This is a genomic window from Pedobacter sp. 01N416 (genome assembly GCF_056399685.1).
On record NZ_JBFTRT010000689.1, the window covers coordinates 1 to 2,397 of the forward strand.

The 2,397-nt window shown below is 38.4% G+C and carries 4 protein-coding genes; 3 read left to right on the top strand and 1 reads right to left on the bottom strand.

Going from position 1 to position 2,397, the window contains the following annotated elements; translation table 11 throughout:
- The 3 genes from AC1DND_RS25835 to AC1DND_RS25845 all read left to right on the top strand — a co-directional run.
- Window positions 1-243: fumarylacetoacetate hydrolase family protein (locus tag AC1DND_RS25835; RefSeq protein WP_477585444.1), on the top strand; the 243-nt coding region annotated here is incomplete at its 5' end.
- A 384-nt stretch (window positions 244-627) separates the two neighbouring features.
- Window positions 628-1,515, top strand: a complete 888-nt coding sequence (locus tag AC1DND_RS25840) for a flavin reductase family protein (protein ID WP_477585446.1) — start codon at window positions 628-630, stop codon at window positions 1,513-1,515.
- A 25-nt stretch (window positions 1,516-1,540) separates the two neighbouring features.
- Entirely contained in the window at window positions 1,541-2,146 is a 606-nt protein-coding gene (locus AC1DND_RS25845; protein ID WP_477585448.1) for a YdeI/OmpD-associated family protein, read from the top strand.
- A 1-nt stretch (window position 2,147) separates the two neighbouring features.
- Here the strand turns inward: AC1DND_RS25845 and AC1DND_RS25850 are convergent.
- Window positions 2,148-2,397: CHAP domain-containing protein (locus AC1DND_RS25850; RefSeq protein WP_477585450.1), on the bottom strand; the 250-nt coding region annotated here is incomplete at its 5' end.

Sequence of the window (2,397 nt, forward strand, 5' to 3'; positions counted from 1 at the left end):
ATTATAGAGCGTTGTGCTTACGGTGTAGATATTCTTCCTGGGGATGTAATTGGTTCAGGAACAGTAGGTACGGGTTGTTTCTTGGAATTAAACGGGACTGGTTTGCTTAACGATCCAAATTATAAAGTACAGTGGCTACAGCCTGGTGATGTTGTGGAAATGGAAATAACAGGCCTTGGTGCTTTAACCAATACGATTACTAAAGCAGATACCGATTTTTCGATTTTGGCCTTGAAGAAGTAAAAAGGTTCTTTAAATTGATGATATTTATTTAGAGATAATTTATTTAATTCTAGATTAATTATTAAGGCGGTCGTCATCCTGAATTCAGTTCAGGATCTATCTGGTTAGATGCTGGCCACGTAGTAGCTACAAGACAATTGAAAATGCTACTTCTACTTGTAAAACAAGTTCAGCATGACGACCGTTGCGAAAACCTAGAGAAAAAATATCATCAAAAGGGATTCAGGTTTAAATTACTTAGGCTAACCTTTTAACTAAACCCGATAGTAGCGTTATCTCCCGATTTTTCATCGGGAATATAGCGCATAGCGGGACTGCTGTTTCCCACTAACCACTGCATTTGTTTTCCAAAAACATAATTATAAAATTTAATCATTTAAAGTTTTGGTATCACTTAAAACCGAAGATTTAACCCCCGTAGAGCTGCAAAATTATTTGCAATACGCTATCGCTCCGCGACCGATCTGCTTTGCCTCAACTATCGATGCCGAAGGGAATATTAATTTAAGCCCCTTCAGTTTCTTTAATATGTTTAGTACAAATCCGCCGATCTGTATTTTTTCCCCGTCAAGAAGAGTGCGTGATAATACCACCAAACATAGCTTAGAAAACGTATTGCAGGTTAAAGAATGCGTCATTAATATTGTAAACTACGATATGGTGCAGCAAATGAGTTTGGCTAGTACCGAATACGCTAAAGGCGTAAACGAGTTCGAGAAAGCGGGATTTACCATGTTGAAATCTGATCTGGTCCTGCCACCCAGGGTAGCAGAAGCACCGGTGCAGTTTGAATGTGTTGTAAATGAAGTGATTTCATTAGGCGATCATCATGGTGCAGGAAACCTCGTGCTGGCTGAAATAAAAGTGATTCATATTAACGAAGCTATTTTAGATGAAAATGGTCGGATTGATCAACATAAAATCGATCTTGTAGCCCGATTAGGTGGCGATTGGTACTGTAGGGTTACAAACGACAATTTATTTAAAGTGGCTAAACCCCTCGCTAAATTAGGCATCGGTGTAGACCGTTTACCACATTCGGTCCGTTTTTCTAAAGTATTATCAGGAAATGACCTTGGAATGCTTGGAAACGTTGAACATTTACCGAGCGACGAAGAAATCGACCTGATCAGTACCCATCCAGAAGTAAAAGAAGTGCTCGATGCTACCATAGGTGATACAACCAACCGCGAAAGAGAGCTGCACGAACTGGCAAAAAAGTTTCTTCATAACGGAGCGGTAGAACTTGCTTTAAAGGTAGTTTTACTTTAAATTTAGTAAGGTAATTTTTAAGGCTATGCATACAATCGTTCAGGTAGATCAGTACATCATTAATTCGGCAGAATTTGCGATCCCCATTTTAGATCATTTAAGGAATCTGGTACATAAAGCCGATGGACGGATTGAAGAAAAAATGAAGTGGAGTATGCCATTCTTCGATTTCAAAGGCACAGTTTGTCATATGGCGTCCTTTAAACACCATTGTGCATTTGGTTTTTGGAAGGGATCGTTAATGCAAGATGAGTACGGCATTTTTAAAGAACGGTCTGAAGCGATGGGTTTGTTAGGGAAAATAACATCTTTGGAAGATTTACCTTCAGATGAGATCCTGATTGCTTACATACAACAGGCAATTAAATTAAATGAGGATAATGTAAAGTTGCCGGCAAAGCCAAAATCTACAGTACAGAAAGAACTCATTATTCCCGAATATTTTATTGAAGCATTAAAAGATGATCCTAAGGCCCTAGCCGTATTTCAGAATTTTAGCTTATCCAATAAAAAGGAATATGTAATGTGGCTTGAGGAAGCTAAAACAGAGGCAACTAAACAAAAACGATTGGATACCACACTGGAATGGCTCGCAGAAGGTAAAACAAGAATGTGGAAATATAAAAAGTAAGTTATATAATACTTACAATTTTCATGAAACGGGCCTTATAATGGCCATCAAAATCTGTAATGGTTACCTGATGTACTTTACCCGAAGAGGCATGGATAAACTTGATCCCGTTTTCATCAATGGAATAAACAATCCCAACATGACCGATTCTTCTTATTCTTGAATTACTGCCTGTAAAAATCAATACATCGCCTACTTTTGCGTTTTCCAAGCTGGTTTCTTTACCCGCGTAGCTAAACTCCCGCGAAGAA